At 42.4% G+C, this 14,283-nt stretch carries 19 protein-coding genes; 7 read left to right on the top strand and 12 right to left on the bottom strand.

Annotated elements, in window-relative coordinates; all coding sequences use genetic code 11:
- The first annotated feature begins 310 nt into the window (after nucleotides 1–310).
- A complete protein-coding gene (locus V7K41_RS20675) occupies nucleotides 311–1,666 on the top strand; it encodes a GTP-binding protein (protein WP_334851150.1) in 1,356 nt (451 codons plus the stop codon).
- A gap of 47 nt (nucleotides 1,667–1,713) precedes the next feature.
- Here the strand turns inward: V7K41_RS20675 and V7K41_RS20670 are convergent, their stop codons facing one another.
- A complete protein-coding gene (locus V7K41_RS20670; RefSeq protein WP_334851148.1) occupies nucleotides 1,714–1,860 on the bottom strand; it encodes a hypothetical protein in 147 nt (48 codons plus the stop codon).
- 220 nt (nucleotides 1,861–2,080) lie between these two features.
- Here V7K41_RS20670 and V7K41_RS20665 point away from each other — a divergent pair, with 220 nt between their 5' ends.
- On the top strand, nucleotides 2,081–2,338 hold the full coding sequence (locus V7K41_RS20665; protein WP_334851146.1) for a Calvin cycle protein CP12: 258 nt from the start codon (nucleotides 2,081–2,083) through the stop codon (nucleotides 2,336–2,338).
- Here V7K41_RS20665 and V7K41_RS20660 read toward each other — a convergent pair.
- Both V7K41_RS20660 and V7K41_RS20655 read right to left on the bottom strand, forming a co-directional pair.
- Nucleotides 2,335–3,153: a TlyA family RNA methyltransferase gene (locus V7K41_RS20660; protein WP_334851144.1), complete on the bottom strand. Its 819-nt coding sequence runs from the start codon at nucleotides 3,151–3,153 to the stop codon at nucleotides 2,335–2,337. The genes V7K41_RS20665 and V7K41_RS20660 overlap by 4 nt on opposite strands.
- Complete coding sequence (locus tag V7K41_RS20655) at nucleotides 3,154–3,588, bottom strand: DUF29 family protein (protein ID WP_334851202.1); 435 nt, start codon at nucleotides 3,586–3,588, stop codon at nucleotides 3,154–3,156. It abuts the gene before it with no gap.
- Nucleotides 3,589–3,776: 188 nt separating this feature from the next.
- On the opposite strand from V7K41_RS20655, the gene V7K41_RS20650 reads away from it, so the two are divergent.
- Together V7K41_RS20650 and V7K41_RS20645 are read left to right on the top strand one after the other, a co-directional pair.
- Nucleotides 3,777–4,052 (top strand): hypothetical protein, encoded by a 276-nt coding sequence (locus V7K41_RS20650; RefSeq protein ID WP_334851142.1) that lies wholly within the window; start codon nucleotides 3,777–3,779, stop codon nucleotides 4,050–4,052.
- Nucleotides 4,049–4,417 carry a clan AA aspartic protease gene (locus V7K41_RS20645; RefSeq protein ID WP_334851140.1) on the top strand — a complete coding sequence of 123 codons (369 nt, stop codon included), beginning with the start codon at nucleotides 4,049–4,051 and terminating at the stop codon, nucleotides 4,415–4,417. The genes V7K41_RS20650 and V7K41_RS20645 overlap by 4 nt, the downstream gene beginning before the upstream one ends.
- A gap of 82 nt (nucleotides 4,418–4,499) precedes the next feature.
- On the opposite strand, the gene V7K41_RS20640 is transcribed toward V7K41_RS20645, so the two are convergent.
- From V7K41_RS20640 to apcB, 3 genes are all read right to left on the bottom strand, one after another.
- On the bottom strand, nucleotides 4,500–4,835 hold the full coding sequence (locus V7K41_RS20640; RefSeq protein WP_334851138.1) for a XisI protein: 336 nt from the start codon (nucleotides 4,833–4,835) through the stop codon (nucleotides 4,500–4,502).
- Complete coding sequence (locus V7K41_RS20635; RefSeq protein WP_334851200.1) at nucleotides 4,823–5,227, bottom strand: element excision factor XisH family protein; 405 nt, start codon at nucleotides 5,225–5,227, stop codon at nucleotides 4,823–4,825. Before V7K41_RS20635 ends, V7K41_RS20640 begins: the two co-directional genes overlap by 13 nt.
- 313 nt (nucleotides 5,228–5,540) lie before the next feature.
- Nucleotides 5,541–6,050 (bottom strand): allophycocyanin subunit beta, encoded by a 510-nt coding sequence (gene apcB / locus V7K41_RS20630; protein ID WP_334851136.1) that lies wholly within the window; start codon nucleotides 6,048–6,050, stop codon nucleotides 5,541–5,543.
- Between the two features lie 358 nt (nucleotides 6,051–6,408).
- On the opposite strand from apcB, the gene glnA reads away from it, so the two are divergent.
- Complete coding sequence (glnA, locus tag V7K41_RS20625) at nucleotides 6,409–7,833, top strand: type I glutamate--ammonia ligase (RefSeq protein WP_334851134.1); 1,425 nt, start codon at nucleotides 6,409–6,411, stop codon at nucleotides 7,831–7,833.
- Between the two features lie 123 nt (nucleotides 7,834–7,956).
- Here glnA and V7K41_RS20620 read toward each other — a convergent pair whose 3' ends face one another.
- Nucleotides 7,957–8,157, bottom strand: a complete 201-nt coding sequence (locus tag V7K41_RS20620) for a hypothetical protein (protein ID WP_094327996.1) — start codon at nucleotides 8,155–8,157, stop codon at nucleotides 7,957–7,959.
- Between the two features lie 388 nt (nucleotides 8,158–8,545).
- Between V7K41_RS20620 and V7K41_RS20615 the strand changes: the two genes are divergently transcribed.
- Nucleotides 8,546–9,445: a ferritin-like domain-containing protein gene (locus V7K41_RS20615; protein ID WP_334851132.1), complete on the top strand. Its 900-nt coding sequence runs from the start codon at nucleotides 8,546–8,548 to the stop codon at nucleotides 9,443–9,445.
- Between the two features lie 491 nt (nucleotides 9,446–9,936).
- Here V7K41_RS20615 and V7K41_RS20610 read toward each other — a convergent pair whose 3' ends face one another.
- From V7K41_RS20610 to V7K41_RS20600, 3 genes are all read right to left on the bottom strand, one after another.
- A complete protein-coding gene (locus V7K41_RS20610) occupies nucleotides 9,937–10,173 on the bottom strand; it encodes a hypothetical protein (RefSeq protein ID WP_334851130.1) in 237 nt (78 codons plus the stop codon).
- A 59-nt stretch (nucleotides 10,174–10,232) separates the two neighbouring features.
- Nucleotides 10,233–10,460 carry a heterocyst-inhibiting protein PatX gene (patX, locus tag V7K41_RS20605; RefSeq protein ID WP_334851128.1) on the bottom strand — a complete coding sequence of 76 codons (228 nt, stop codon included), beginning with the start codon at nucleotides 10,458–10,460 and terminating at the stop codon, nucleotides 10,233–10,235.
- 107 nt (nucleotides 10,461–10,567) lie between these two features.
- The gene (locus V7K41_RS20600) at nucleotides 10,568–12,313 is read right to left on the bottom strand and encodes an FAD-dependent oxidoreductase (RefSeq protein WP_334851126.1); all 1,746 of its coding nucleotides are present in this window, start codon (nucleotides 12,311–12,313) and stop codon (nucleotides 10,568–10,570) included.
- On the opposite strand from V7K41_RS20600, the gene V7K41_RS20595 reads away from it, so the two are divergent.
- A complete protein-coding gene (locus tag V7K41_RS20595) occupies nucleotides 12,302–12,427 on the top strand; it encodes a hypothetical protein (protein WP_334851124.1) in 126 nt (41 codons plus the stop codon). The two genes, V7K41_RS20600 and V7K41_RS20595, sit on opposite strands and share 12 nt — an antisense overlap.
- Nucleotides 12,428–12,484: 57 nt before the next feature.
- Here V7K41_RS20595 and V7K41_RS20590 read toward each other — a convergent pair whose 3' ends face one another.
- Together V7K41_RS20590 and V7K41_RS20585 are read right to left on the bottom strand one after the other, a co-directional pair.
- The gene (locus V7K41_RS20590; protein ID WP_334851122.1) at nucleotides 12,485–13,063 is read right to left on the bottom strand and encodes a hemerythrin HHE cation-binding protein; all 579 of its coding nucleotides are present in this window, start codon (nucleotides 13,061–13,063) and stop codon (nucleotides 12,485–12,487) included.
- Nucleotides 13,064–13,161: 98 nt separating this feature from the next.
- Nucleotides 13,162–13,893: an alpha/beta fold hydrolase gene (locus V7K41_RS20585; RefSeq protein WP_334851120.1), complete on the bottom strand. Its 732-nt coding sequence runs from the start codon at nucleotides 13,891–13,893 to the stop codon at nucleotides 13,162–13,164.
- Nucleotides 13,894–14,283 lie beyond the last annotated feature (390 nt).

The following is a 14,283-nucleotide window of genomic DNA, read 5'->3' as shown; positions in this document are numbered from 1 at the left end:
CTGTTTAGGAGCTAATTATACATTAGTCACATCTTTACTTAAGATTTATAAAATACCTAATCTCCAACCTCATAAAGTTAGGGACTTTTTATGTCCTATATATAGAGTATTAGTCCAACAACTTAGGGATAATAGAGAGGTATGTTTAACTTTTCCTTCCCCTGATAATGGGATTGAAAAAGTGAGCATTAGTTAAGCATGGTTAATGAGTACGAATTCATACCTATTATTTACGAGCGAATGCTGAAAGTAAGTGTTTTGAGCATTGGATGAGCATTTTAGAGAGAGTGAAGGCTGAAGTGTTGATATTATGTCGGTTTATCGTAATCTGCAAGAAACTCACTTAAATCGTGCCCGCGCCAGTCTCAGACAAGCGCTTTCTTGGTATGGATATCTTCGCAAGTCAGGACAGCTTTCATCTAACCCAGAATTGGTAGGTTTGGTGAAACCAGAATTGGAAGCTTTGAATGCCACACTCAACAAGCTAGATTCAAACGTTATTAGAATAGCTGTCTTTGGTTTGGTGAGTCGAGGAAAGTCAGCAGTTTTAAATGCCTTACTGGGAGACAAAATTCTGCAAACTGGGCCCTTAAATGGTGTCACCCAATGGCCGCGTTCCGTGCGGTGGCAGCCCGGTGGTAAGGTACTAGTAGAGTTAATTGATACCCCCGGATTAGATGAAATTGCGGGTGAATCACGGGCGGATATGGCACGAGAAGTAGTACATCAAGCAGATTTGATTTTGTTTGTCGTGTCTGGTGATATCACGCGTACTGAGTATCAAGCACTGCTGGAATTAAGGCGATCGCAAAAACCCCTAATTTTAGTGTTTAACAAGATAGATTTATACCCAGATACCGATCGCGGAGTGATTTACCAAAATTTGCAACAATTGGGTGCTGGGAATCCCCAAGCAAAGCCTCTACTCCCGGATGAAATTGTGATGGTGGCGGCGGAACCAGCAGCAATGGAAGTACGGGTTGAGTGGCCCGATGGGCGTGTCAGTTATGAATGGGAAACCCCACCACCGCAAGTAGACGAACTCAAAGAGACAATTCTAAATATTCTCAATCGGGAAGGGCGATCGCTTCTGGCTTTAAATGCACTGATTCAAGCACGGGATGCAGAAGCCGCGATCGCTCAAAAAACCATCGATTTACGCGAAAAAGAAGCCGAAGAAATTATTTGGCAATTTACCAAATACAAAGCTTTGGCAGTAATGCTCAATCCCATCGCCTTCTTAGATATCCTTGGCGGAACTGTTGCTGATTTGGCTTTAATTCGCGCTCTCGCTAGATTGTATGGTTTGCCGATGACTAGCTATGAAGCCGGGAAAATTTTAAAAACGATTTTATTTAGTTCTGGTGGCTTGCTGTTGGGAGAATTAGGTAGTAGTTTGATTTTGGGTTTGGGCAAAAGTACGGCTGCAATAACCAGTGGTGATAATCCCAGCAATATTACTGCTTTTGCTGGCAGTGCGATCGCTCAAGCTGGTATCGCCGGTTATGGTGCATATTCCGTTGGCAAAGCCGCCCAAGTCTATCTCGAAAAAGGCTGTACTTGGGGACAATTGGGCGCTAGCAGTGTCATTCAAGAAATTCTCTCTCAAGTTGACCAAAACACAATTATGTATCGTCTGCGACAAGAGTTAGGCATAAAGTATTGAGAATCAATAAAAATTGTTTCCCCTTTGTTGCCGTTTATAAGTGATTATCAACTTCTATCAAACTCTTCTGACAATTGACTGACATTCCGAATTTGGGATGCAAGACTGAGAACATGACCATCACTAGCACTGACTCCATCTAGTGGAATTTCCTTAGCTTTTTGAATCAAAGATGATAAGAGGGTAATTCCCACTCAAATTTGCTAAAAAGATGGCGGTGTTTACCACTACCTATTGTGGGAAGCCTGTCTAAACTGGAAATGTGAGCCAGCCCGGTCTTGTTGCTCCAACTAAGAGGGACTGGGGTTAGCGCAGCGTTAGCGACGCAGGAGCGTCACCCGGAGGGTGAGCTTTTTGGGGTCATTGAAAGCTCACAGTTAATATCTATCTCTGTAAATTAAAGGTAAAAGTATCATGACAAGTACCCTAAACTCATTTGAAACTGCTGGGGCTGCAAATATTGAACAAGCCATTACTGACGCCATTACTGAAGCCCGCACAACTTGTGAGCTAGATGGCAATTCTGCTGATTGTGCCGTAGCCTGGGACATTGTAGAAGAATTACAAGCTGAGAAAGCCGATCAACAGCAAGCAAAATCCAAGAAAACCTCTTTAGAAAACTACTGCGATCGCCATCCAGATTCTGTAGAATGTCTAATTTACGACGTTTAACTTTTCCGTAAATCAGTTGTTGCTGATTGCGTTATTTGCTTAATTGCCTCTAGATCAGGTGCTGGCATTTCACTTTCCATTCCCAACCACAAAAGATATTCAATATTCCCAGCAGGGCCAACGATCGGCGACCAAGTTAAGCCTTTGTATTTCCACCCTAATTTGTGGGCTGTTTGCAACACCTGGAAAATGGCATCAGCTTGGTCGTTTGGATCGCGCACAACACCTTTTTTACCCACACGCGATCTGCCGACTTCAAACTGTGGCTTGACTAACAACACAGCTTCTCGGTTAGCTTGAGTTAGTTGCCACAAAGCAGGCAGAATCTTAGTTAAAGAAATAAACGATACATCAACTACCGCCAAATCAGGAATCGCGTCATTTTCGCCATATAACTCATCTGGTCGTAGTTGTCGTAAATTGGTGCGTTCCCGCAAAATCACCCGCGAATCGTTTCGCAACCGCCAGTCAACTTGTCCGTAACCGACATCAATACCGTAAACTTGTTTTGCTCCAGCTTGCAAGAGACAATCAGTAAAACCACCAGTAGAAATCCCACCATCTAAACAAATGCGCTCTGCTACGGGAATGGCAAATACTGACAAAGCTTTGGAGAGTTTTTCACCGCCTCTAGAAACAAAAGGCGATCGCTCTTTAATATTGATTTGAGCCGCAATATCAACTTCAGTACCAGGTTTATCAACTAACTGCTGATTAACAGTAACTTCCCCCGCCTGAATTAGCCGTTGTGCTAAGGCGCGAGAAGAACATAAATTTAACTCTACTAATAGTGTGTCGAGTCGCTGTTTAGCCAATTAATTAGACTCTCCTGGTAAAATTAAAGCCAAAGCACGATTGATAATTTCTTCTTGGTTAACCAGCTTTTCTAATTCTTGGGCTTCATAACGACCTTCTTCTACTTCGAGCGTTGCCTCATCAATGGCATTTAAATAGGCTTCTGCTAAAATTTCTAACAATTCTTCTGGCGTGAGATAATAGCCTCCAGCTTTGCGCCGCTTATTTTCTCGCTGAATTTCCCGAACCGAATTCCGAATTGAGACTTCCCAAGAGCGAGTCGTGCGATTTTCAGCTTGTTGTTTAATCAAATGCAACAATAAAATCACTGCATAGCTGCGAATCGTCTTGATTATGTCATTTCGGCTCATTTCTGTTAACTCTTCAACTATAATCAATGCTCCTTGAACATCGCCCTTAACAAGTAAGTCTTTCAGGGTTAATAATTCTTCCATCATCAGCGCCTCAAATATCGGCAACTTCTATTGTGGCTTATGACGGTTCTAGTACAAATAAGATAAGCTAATGCGTTTAATCTGGCGATCGCATTCCTTAGCCCGTCTCATTCAACTGTCCAGCTTACAATAAACGCTAGAGGAGTTTTTTTTCCTAACCAGTGGTCTAAGACTACGGAAGATTTATTATGCCATTACGACAACCTCGTTACAGCAAAGAAGAATTTGCTCGTCGCGGTGATGAGATATATGACTCTCAAGTGCGCCCACAAGTCGAAGCAGATAATTATGGCAAAATTGTTGCAATCGATATTGAGACAGGTGGCTGGGAAATGGATACTGATGAAATCAATGCCTCGAAACGTCTTGAAACTCGCTACCCAAATGCACAAATCTGGTTTGTGCGTGTTGGTTCTCGCTATGTCCGTCGGTTCGGGGCTGGTCGCATCCACAAAACAAAATGATTATTGAAAGTGTGAATGCTGACTACGAGCCAATTATCCTTCTACGTATTTGTGGTGCTGATGCTAAAGTACATCAGCAAACCGCCATTGTTGATACAGGTTTTAATGGCTGGTTATCCCTACCGCCCGATTTCATTGCTGCATTAAAGCTATCCTGGAAAAGGCGAGGACGAGCAATTCTGGGAGATGGTAGTGAATGTGTGTTTGATGTGTATGAAGCTATTGTTGTCTGGGATGAGCAATTACTAACCATTCCGATTGATGAAGCTGAGTCAGATCCACTTGTCGGTATGTCACTGATGGAAGGTTATAGATTAACAGTAGAAGCAATTGAAGGCGGTCTTGTAAAACTTGAGAAATTGTGAACAGTCCAATGAGTAAATAAGTGATGGGGAGCGATCGCTACTTAAATGTATTATTCTTTTGGAATACACGACATCAAAATAATTAAGATACAGCAAAATCCGTGTATTGCCGTAGTTCAGCAGGATGGAAACCTAAGACAATATCTTTGTGCAAAATACCTGCTTCTAATAATGCCTCTGCTACTGGCTGGGAAGTACCATCATATTGAATCCACACTTTATCATTAATAATATCTATATGTACCACCGAACCATGTACGCGGCGCACTCCATCCCAGCCAATGTGTAACACTTCGTAGTGGTCTCGCTCCGAGTCTATGACTGCTTCTATCTCTATTTGACCGTTAGCAGGCTTGTGACTAGCATAGTCAAATATCAACTGACGAATAATTTCACGATACCGAGCTAGTTTATCCATCTAATAATCCTTTCTAGTTGCTCGTCAAAGACAATTAGGTTTATTCCTATACTATTAAGAATTAGCTGACCAAAGCGTTCGGAAAATATACCTTCGTAAACCCGCTTGGGAACTGCTAAATAAAGTTGGCGTTTTGGTTGTAGTTCTTTAAGGACGCTACGATAAACTTCATACTGTCCTACAGCTTCTTGGAGATCGTTCACGGGAGAAGGACTCAGAAAACTTTTGATTTCAACAGCTATTTTTTGATCGTCTTTCTCAGCAGCAATGGTAACTCTTTCTGCTCCAATATCTACGTAAAGTTCTCTACCCCCGTATGCCAGGTATAAGGGATCGTTGGTTATTGTCCAACCATCTGCGATAAGTGCTTTAATGACTGCGGTGTGGTAGATGTCTCTGCTGGCATTAGTCGAAAGATAGCTCCAAAAATACAGCTTTAATCTAGCAAAGTTATTTTACAGAGTTATGATTTTGCCCTTTGCGGGCAAAAGCTTGAATAAAGCCCTTCTCAACGTCTATAGCAGTTCTCATTCAGATGCGGTACAAGATTAATCGTGAAGTGTAAGGGCACGGCAGTGCCCCTACGGGTGTACCTCACTCAACCGAGAACCGCTATAGGTTCACAAAAAAGCGATCGCTCCATAAAACCAAAGTGCGATCGCTATTTATGTTTATGTCGGGGCAGATACGTTGCCCACTTAAAATCTAAATATCTATCTCGCTCAACTCGCGTGTAATGTGATCGAATGGTTCATCTACAAAAGCAGTATTAACCACACCGGCTGCTGTCACTTGTTCTTTAATCAGATCCTTGAGAATTTGGATACCGCGAACCGTAGGCCCAATAGGCACTCCTAGAGAATTGTAAGTTTCCCGCAGCCCTTGCAGCACTCGTTCATCTAACACATTTGTGTTCCCAGCAACCAGTGCATAGGTGGCATAGCGCAGATAGTAGTCCATATCTCGCAGACAAGCTGCATAACGACGAGTTGTATAAGCATTTCCACCGGGGCGAATCAATTCTGGCAGTTCTTCAAATAACCTCAAACCAGCTTGCTTGACAAGTGCAGCCGCATTAGAATTGATTGCCGCTGCTGCTTGTACTCTTGCTGTACCACTATCAAAGTAAGACTTTAGGCTATCGATCGCATTCCGGTCAAAATACCGACCAGCTAGGTCATAATTCTTAATTAAACTTGTTACTGCATCGCGCATTCCTTCTTCTCCCAATCATTGCTATTTATGGTTTGATATTTATTTGGCTGCACTTATGCACCAGTAAAGTTTTGTGCTATTAAAAATAGATTCGGCACAAAAACAATCTATCCACTATCTATGGATTCTATGCCAAAGTTGACCCCTATATGATGAACTTTCCAGTTTTGTACAGATGATCGCCGAAAGGTTAATATAACCTGAGAATCCAGATATCTGTAACATAAGCTACAAAATCTGCTAATGTCTAGTATTTAAGATATTTCTGGTGTGTCACCGCCTGATTGAGATCAGCAGGGTTAGGATGCTTTGGAAGATTCTGGTATTACTTTAAAAAATTGGTAGAGAAGGAGTAACAATGACAACACCACAAGAAGTCTTGAAGAGAATTCAAGATGAAAAAATTCAACTGATTGATCTCAAATTCATCGATACAGTAGGGACTTGGCAGCACCTCACACTGTTCCAAAACCAAATCGATGAGACTGCATTTACTGATGGCGTACCTTTTGACGGTTCCAGCATTCGGGGCTGGAAAGCAATCAACGAATCGGACATGACGATGGTACTCGACCCCAACACTGCTTGGATCGACCCATTCATGGAAGTACCAACGCTAAGTATAATTTGTAGTATAAAAGAACCCCGCACGGGTGAATGGTATAATCGTTGCCCACGCGTTATTGCCCAAAAAGCAATAGATTACCTGGTTTCCACTGGTCTTGGTGACACAGCCTTCTTTGGCCCTGAAGCTGAGTTCTTCATCTTTGACAGTGCTAGATTTGCCCAAACCGCCAACGAAGGCTACTACTTCATAGACTCTGAAGAAGGTGCTTGGAATTCCGGTAAAGCTGGTACAGATAACAAACCCAACTTGGGTTATAAACCACGCTTCAAAGAAGGTTACTTCCCAGTTTCACCGACGGATTCTTTCCAAGATATCCGGACAGAGATGCTGTTGACGATGGCACAATTAGGTGTACCCATTGAAAAGCATCACCACGAAGTTGCTACTGGTGGTCAGTGCGAACTTGGTTTCAAGTTTGGGAAGTTGATCGAAGCGGCTGACTGGTTGATGATTTATAAATATGTCATCAAGAATGTTGCTAAGAAATACGGTAAAACCGTCACCTTCATGCCAAAACCGATTTTTGGCGATAACGGTTCGGGAATGCACTGTCACCAATCCATCTGGAGAGACGGCCAACCTCTGTTTGCAGGTGATAAGTATGCTGGTTTGAGCGATATGGGGTTGTACTACATTGGTGGTCTTCTCAAACACGCACCAGCTCTGTTGGCAATCACCAACCCTAGCACCAATTCATACAAGCGCCTAGTACCTGGTTATGAAGCTCCTGTTAACTTGGCTTACTCCCAAGGGAACCGTTCTGCTTCTATCCGTATTCCTCTATCTGGCACTAACCCCAAAGCCAAACGTTTGGAATTCCGTTGTCCAGATGCTACATCTAACCCCTATTTAGCATTTGCTGCAATGCTTTGTGCTGGTATCGATGGCATCAAGAACAAAATCCATCCTGGTGAACCCTTAGATAAGAATATCTATGAACTCTCTCCAGAAGAACTGGCAAAAGTTCCTTCAACTCCAGGTTCTTTAGAACTGGCGTTGCAAGCACTGGAAAAAGATCACGCCTTTTTGACAGAATCAGGCGTCTTCACGGAAGACTTTATCGAAAATTGGATTGACTACAAGCTAGGTAACGAAGTTAAACAGTTGCAGCTGCGTCCTCATCCCTACGAGTTTTACCTCTACTACGATGCTTAATTAACAGTCGTATCTAACTAAAAGTAATAAGTTTTGCCACCCTCTACTATAGGGTGGCTTTTTTTTTCCAGATTTGTCAGTTGAGACATTCACTCAAAAAATCCAGATCGTAACTTCTGAAACTTAGCTCATGGAAGCATGACTCGGCCCATAAATCATCCGAGTGTTAGCATCTACCTTCCCTTGAATCGGGTTCCAGTAGTGAGATGCTTCTTCAGGAAGACCAAGTTCTTGTGCAGCCCGCATCAGTATTGATTGTTGGCGATTCTTAACTTGCTGATGTTCACGCACCATTAACGCACGAGATTTATCTGCGATAGACATAACCATAGTCCTCTCTATTTCGTGAATATATAATTTTCCTTTCTTTACAAGACTAATATAGCAAAAATTCTGTAACATAAGCTACTTTTTATATAAATTTATATTTGCTTTTGCTGACAATATTAGGTATTTTTCCCAAAAGTCGGAAAAATCTCTCCAATCCACTTTTGATAACTAAAATCATCTAGCTTCGGATTGGTCTGACCTTAAAAAACACACCTTACCCAAGACTGAACATTTATTCGTTACTTTTATTTACACTTAAGGTCAACTCCAGTGATTAATTTTTGTAACTTTTATTCTTTTTTTTGGTGAAGCGGAATATATACAGCAGTTGCAAAAAATTAAGTTATCATGAAATAAAGATTTACAAAAATTTACATAACTTATGACAGTTGCCTACCCACGTAAATTTCAGAATGTTTTGGGTGCTAGAGATATATTGAAACGGGTGGTATGCGATCGCGAAATCCATCTGATTACCCTCAACCGCTACCGTTACAGCGAACAACGCAGTTGCAAAGACCTCACAGAGCTAATTGAACAACTGAATGGACAGCCACAGCAACTAGTGCGAGATTTGTCTCATCACATTTCGGATGAAGCTCGTCATGCCATGTGGCTAACTGACTTGTTGGCAGAAGTGGGAGCAGATATTGGTACGCCAACCGGTTCCTCATATATCAATGAATTTGAACGCCTACTCGATCGCGAACAACAAGATCCAGTTCAAGACCTCGAAGATTTTGTAATTTCTTCCCTTGCGGCAATTAACGTCACCGAAAAACGGGGCTGTGAGTATTTCTCTGCTCACATTCACGCTCTCAAACAAGCACCGCAGACAGAAGAAAACATTAAAATTCGAGAAACGATTGAAAAAATTCTCCCAGAAGAAGTAGGACACGTCCGGTGGGGTAATCGTTGGCTAGGAGAACTTGCGCGTAAAAGTCCAGAAAATCAGCAAAAAGTCCAGCAAGCCAAGCGAAAATATACTGCAATTGAACAAGCTGCATTTGAATCGGGAATGGATATCACCTTGGGTGCAGAACTACGGCGAGTTGCCAACTTAGTGGAAGTGGCAAATACCATGCCGCTTTGGCAACGTCCCCAATACTTGATGGAACGTTTACCCCAGACTTTGCTAGCACCTGAATTGCAATTTACTAGAATTCAAGCTGCACAGAGGGCTTGGCAGCGCGATCCACAGACGTTTATTGAGAAGTTTGTGCCAATGTTCCTCAACGGCATCCAGGGAACAGAAAATAACCGCAAGAAAACCACGGTGTAAAAAGGCATGGGGCACTTGTACTGAGCGAAGTCGAAGTATTGGGCATAAGAGACAGAAGTGCACAGGGGCACAGGGGCAGAGGGGAAAAACTTATTGAACTTCTCCCCTGCTCCCCTGTTCCCCATTCCCCACTTCCTTTCTTTAATAGGACTTACGCAAAAACCCTTTCAAACTCTCATTTCTCCGTGACCTCTGCGTCCTCTGTGGTTCGTTTTCCGTTACCTGTGCGTAAGTCCTATTTAACTAAAATCCATCTAAAAAGACCAAATGCAAAATTTTGCATCTGGCCTTGGGTGTAGAATAATTAAAACGACTAAGATGATCTGGCAGATCCTTCTTAATATTTAGATCGTCGGGAGCCATCTGCGAAAAGAACGAACCAGAGGGCAAAAGTAGGTCAAGAATAGTAGATTTGTTAGCAAGTGCAATAAATCTATAGTACTTGTGTTAATCCATACGCTAGATAAGCAAGAGATGAAACGAAAGAGATTTTATGCTTCGGCAAAGGACGTTAAACAGATGTCGGAGTTAAGATCGGTTACTTGCTTATGTAGATGACCACTTACTGAATGCATGAGAAGAAAATCTATTGAGGAATTTTGATCGGCAGGATTGAGGGCAACTATATATATAAAGCTTGCAGTTGAAATACTAAGCGATCGCTGAAGACTTTCGTGTGTCAGCTGTATATATCTCTGCCAGAAAAACTGTGTAAAAGATGTTAGCACAACATCCTGTTTTCTGGTAATTCTGTTCCTTTGGGAAAAGAGGCATTACCCTACAGTTATTAAACCACAGCATAGATATTTTGGGCTTTTTGTGTCACTTCCCTGCGCCCACTACCGCGATGACGTGGCGCATCATCTGAAGCTTGTTCAGACGCCGCCGAGAGCCACTGTTCCGAAGTAGGCGTGGAAGGCAGCCCTGTTGATAAGTGATTGACCATTGCTTGGCAATTAAAAGCTAAGGGGCCGAACACCAGACTCGAGACTAAAAGTGAAATGGCAGCACGCATAGCAGATGTCTATTTTGGAACTCTCCTCTTCACTGATACTTAGCTTTTTAATGAATATCCGGACAATTAATCAAAAAGTATTCTGTTTTACTGAAAATAAACTCTTCTTATCCTCTGTTTAAATGTTCGACTAATAACCAATTACCAGAATGATTGTGACGACCCCACAATGTAACTAATTGTTCGTGGGGATAAGCGCGTAATTGCTCGTCGATATGCGATCGCAAAGTCACAAGCTGCCAATTTTGCCCTTGATATGCGGCTGGGGCTGTGACAGTGAATCTATATTCCTGGTCTTCCAAGCGGTAAAAGATGCCTTTAAAACAGTTACTTTCCTGAATTAATGCCTTGTCAAAAGCAGAGTCAGGGCAATCGCCACTAACTGGATAGGCTTGTGGGTTATCTAAGTAATACAATTGCCAGTGGCGCCAATCCGAAAGATTGGGAGGAAGATTAAAGAAAGGAATAATTAGCGCTTTTGAGCGATTATCTTCTAATAAAGCCGTTTGTAGCGTCCTAACAGGTAAATCTCTCGGCTGGCAGTTTAACTCAACACATATCGCCGCTGCCATCCCTGCTGCTTGACCAATTCCCATAACCACAGGTTGTAATCTGGTGGCGCCATTAGCAATGTGGGAGACAGAAATATTTTTTTCACAGACCAAGAAACCATCTGTTTTGGCTGGAATGAGGGAACTGTAGGGAATTGTAAAGGGAGTCCCCGTCCAACGTCCTCCCCAACGGATAGATTTGGGTTGCAGTGGGAATTGAACGCCAGGATAATGATGGTCATTGGCGTAGTTACCAACTGCGATTGCATCATTAAATATAGATGCAACTCTACCTTTGGCGATTGGTAAAATATCCTGTTCTCGGACAGTAGTTAGCCCCACCAAACGGCGGCTTTCCCGGTAATAGGGATGCAGTGCAAAAGCTGTAGAGGCGTGAGGAAATACTTTTTTTGCTAAACCATAACGACGACTAAGCTGTTTTTGGATAAAATGAGCAAAATTTTGGCTGTGCCAGCGAGATTCTTGGATGAATTTACCTCTGGATACATCTGACTCTATCAACCGCCCTACCCCTTCGCCGTAGTCATTGCCACAGATTGGCCAATTCATCATAAACAGGCCATCAGGCAAACGTCCATAATTTAAAAATGTTTCTGCTCCATAGCCATCCCAAGCACCTGTAAACTGGGATGGATTATAGTTAGGGGCAGCCGGAATCTCTGGTGCAATTGATTCACCAAAGTCTTGCATAATCACTACATAAGTGGGCGCTTGCACGGGATATTTCTGGGTTAAAGAGTTAAAAGTCACTGGGGCGCTGGGTTCTTCCCACTCCGATTGCAATTCCCAGCCCCAGCGGTAAGGTATATCAGCTAAAGGTAATAAATCTCCTAACTCTGTACCGTCGAGAATAATTTTGGCTGTGACAGCAAAATCTGCAAAACAGACACCAGTAATCAAATCACCTTGTCGGTAAACGTCTATTGGTACTTGTCCAGAAATCCAGTGTAGATTGGGCAATTCCTGCACCCAATCTGCGAAAATCTCTGCCCCAATTCGGGGATCGTAACTAAAAAAGCTTACCCAGCTATTATCTAATCCTCCAGGCTGTCGTTGTCGCAATTCCTGCAAAAACGCCCCCCATAACCCCGTTTGAAAGGCTTCTAATTCGTTGCCATCGGGTACAGACACTCCAGCCGAAGTTAGCATTCCCCCTAACCAAGGAAATTCACTCACCAGAATGGTTTTGGCTCCCCGTCGCGCCGCTTGGATAGCAGCCACAGTCCCTCCGGTTCCACCACCAACAACTAAGACATCAGCCGTGTATGTTTGATTAACCATCCTTTAACCTCACAGGAGTTCCGACATATTCTCCTAAAAAAAGCGATCGCATTCCAGTTTTTATCTCAAACTGAGTGCGATCGCCATCGGATTCCTGAAATCAAAAATTATTAGGATTATTTCTCAATTAGTACTTACCTAACTAGAAGTCAAGGCAGTGTTGAGTTAGATTTACTTTGTCAAACCCTCAAACACACCCCTCAAAGCTGCAACAGCATCTTGAGTCCGCGCCCAAACTCCTTGATCTGGGTCTTGACCTGTAAGTTCTCTTGTACCCAAAACTTCTAACACACCTTTCAACTGTTCTTGATGAGCGCGATTTTCAAAGTTCACTTGATTGAGCGGTCCAATAGCTTCTTTCACGTCATCACCTACCACCTGAGAAGCTTTATGGATAATTAAACCAGTCATTACGGCTTGGTGCTTAATTCTTTCGTGAATAGAAACTTTTTGGTATAGTGTCAGCTCATCCCCATCTATTATCCGGTTTACTTGCTCAACGTACTGCTTTATGGTGTCTCTTGGCTGGGCTGAACCACCACCAAATTTTGAAATAACTCCCTCGATCGCTGTGAGGTTTTCTTGGTCATCTTTGAGAAAGTCGTTTAGGCGTTGGCTAATTTCTCGATCGTTGCTTACAGCAGGTAGTACTTTTCGTTCATTAGCAATTAGCAACTCTTGTATAGCTTTCAAATCTGCTAGCTCTGTAGCGATCGCGCTACGCTTGGTATCATCTAAAGCCACAACCATTTCTAGACTTGCCTCAAATAATTTAGGATACTATTAACCTCTCACATTTATTTTGCTCAACAAATCATTCTTGAGATATATTCTCATTACTTTTATGCCTAAAGTCGCAAACAGGAATACAGCGAATCTGATACCCGGATAAACTTCCAGAAGTCGAGTAGCTGTTCTCCTACAAGCTGATACTGGGAAAAGTGAAAGAAATGCCCTCCTTCTAAACAAGACCAGAGGCGATCGCCTTCCTTCAAATGCGATCGCCATCCTTGCAGTGCCTCTGGTTCCACAACAATGTCATTTAAGCTACTACAAACCATCAAAGGTACTGGAACTTTGTTTGCCTTTATACTCACCCTCTCAAATAGAGAATGAGGAGAGAGCGAACAATCTAAGTCTTGCTCCAGCAGATGTGTCAAACTCTTGAGAGTGCGTTTATCCTGATAACCAAACAAGTTATAAACCATATCAGTCAAAAGCTTTTGGCGATTTAAAAACTGACGGTGCATATAGTAATGAGCTTGCCAATCAACCGCCGCATCAACACCCACGGCTAATAGCGTCAAAGACTTGACTGTTTCTGGATAGCGACGGCTATAGAGTAACCCTAGTAATCCTCCTGTACTATGACCAATCAGGTGAACAGGTCGATTGCAAGATTTGAGGTAGTCATGAAGCAGAACAACAGCAGCATCTAGTGAACTTACTTCATCTTGGCTTTGGCGATATTTCCACTCTTGGATTGTCACTAGATCGGACAGGTAACGAAGTAGTGGTTGAGCAAAGTATTGCAAACTAGGGCTTGTATTTAACCAAAGAACATCCGGCAGTTTAGACATCCTGATTTTCCTGTAAATAGAATAAAGTCTCAATTTGCTAATTAAGAATTTTTGTAACTAATAATCACAAGTTGCTATATCTGATTCCAGCTGATTTTTCCAGTCAGACTTACCAGTGTGTCAAACCTCTTGTAAAAACTTATTGATAAAAATATTCAATATATTTTAGAAAAGCTTACAGTATTAGGAAAATTATTGCAAATAATTATTGTTAGTGCTTCAATACCGTTTCTCTGTGAAGTTACACAAATTTTCTCTCGCCTATCGGCGTCCCCTTCTTGGGAAGGAGAGCTACTGCTCCACACTCGCAAAGGCTAATTTTAAGAAGATTTGGTAGAAAAAGACCAGTTATGCGAGTGCCACTGTTTCTGATTTACCGAATAAAAAATC

It is taken from the genome of Nostoc sp., from assembly GCF_036917415.1.
Lineage (GTDB): Bacteria > Cyanobacteriota > Cyanobacteriia > Cyanobacteriales > Nostocaceae > Nostoc.
Note: the sequence above shows the minus strand (reverse complement) of the source record. Positions and strands in the feature narration are given on the sequence as shown.

Bases quoted from the DNA above. Each gene is read 5' to 3' on its own strand.
- V7K41_RS20620 (WP_094327996.1), bottom strand. From the start codon at position 8,157: ATGTCTATCGCAGATAAATCTCGTGCGTTAATGGTGCGTGAACATCAG.
- glnA (WP_334851134.1), top strand. From the start codon at position 6,409: ATGACAACACCACAAGAAGTCTTGAAGAGAATTCAAGATGAAAAAATT.
- V7K41_RS20665 (WP_334851146.1), top strand. From the start codon at position 2,081: ATGACAAGTACCCTAAACTCATTTGAAACTGCTGGGGCTGCAAATATT.
- V7K41_RS20655 (WP_334851202.1), bottom strand. From the start codon at position 3,588: ATGGAAGAATTATTAACCCTGAAAGACTTACTTGTTAAGGGCGATGTT.
- apcB (WP_334851136.1), bottom strand. From the start codon at position 6,050: ATGCGCGATGCAGTAACAAGTTTAATTAAGAATTATGACCTAGCTGGT.
- V7K41_RS20585 (WP_334851120.1), bottom strand. From the start codon at position 13,893: ATGTCTAAACTGCCGGATGTTCTTTGGTTAAATACAAGCCCTAGTTTG.
- V7K41_RS20615 (WP_334851132.1), top strand. From the start codon at position 8,546: ATGACAGTTGCCTACCCACGTAAATTTCAGAATGTTTTGGGTGCTAGA.
- patX (WP_334851128.1), bottom strand. From the start codon at position 10,460: ATGCGTGCTGCCATTTCACTTTTAGTCTCGAGTCTGGTGTTCGGCCCC.
- V7K41_RS20640 (WP_334851138.1), bottom strand. From the start codon at position 4,835: ATGGATAAACTAGCTCGGTATCGTGAAATTATTCGTCAGTTGATATTT.
- V7K41_RS20675 (WP_334851150.1), top strand. From the start codon at position 311: ATGTCGGTTTATCGTAATCTGCAAGAAACTCACTTAAATCGTGCCCGC.
- V7K41_RS20645 (WP_334851140.1), top strand. From the start codon at position 4,049: ATGATTATTGAAAGTGTGAATGCTGACTACGAGCCAATTATCCTTCTA.
- V7K41_RS20650 (WP_334851142.1), top strand. From the start codon at position 3,777: ATGCCATTACGACAACCTCGTTACAGCAAAGAAGAATTTGCTCGTCGC.
- V7K41_RS20590 (WP_334851122.1), bottom strand. From the start codon at position 13,063: ATGGTTGTGGCTTTAGATGATACCAAGCGTAGCGCGATCGCTACAGAG.
- V7K41_RS20600 (WP_334851126.1), bottom strand. From the start codon at position 12,313: ATGGTTAATCAAACATACACGGCTGATGTCTTAGTTGTTGGTGGTGGA.